The sequence below is a fragment of the Brevibacillus sp. MCWH genome (assembly GCF_013096935.1).
GTDB classification, from domain to species: Bacteria; Bacillota; Bacilli; order Brevibacillales; family Brevibacillaceae; genus Brevibacillus; species Brevibacillus aydinogluensis.
On sequence record NZ_SDLF01000163.1, the window covers coordinates 1 to 444 of the forward strand.

1 protein-coding gene is annotated in these 444 nt (G+C 41.7%); it reads left to right on the top strand.

Translation table 11 applies throughout. The features are described 5' to 3' along the window. A partial coding sequence (locus ETC00_RS19880) for an S-layer homology domain-containing protein (RefSeq protein ID WP_171567760.1) occupies positions 1 to 444 on the top strand: 444 nt, incomplete at both ends.

The window sequence follows — 444 nt, forward strand, 5'->3', positions numbered from 1 at the left end:
CAACAAAAGTAACTGACCTTGACAAAGCAGGCGCATGGGCGCGTGAATACATCCAAACATTAGAAGCAAACGGCGTAACGAAAAACACAGAATTCATGCCAAAACAAAGCGTCACACGCGGTCAATTCGCTTCATTCGTCGTTCGTGCGATGGAAGTGAAAAAAGAAGTTTCAGCAGCAGACATCGCAGCTGTAAAACTTGTTGACGAGAAAACGTTAGAAGTAACATTCAACGGTGAATTGAAAGAAGTGAAAAAAGAAGACTTCGCCATCCAAGGCGTTGAAATCGAATCTGTATCAATTAAAGCTGCTGCAGCAGCTGAAGCGAAAACAACAGTTGTTGTGATCAAAACAAAAACAGCATTACAAGAAGGCAAATCTTACAGCGTATCTTACAAAGGTCAAACAACTGACAAAGCGAAAGTTGATGTACCAGTTGTAACGC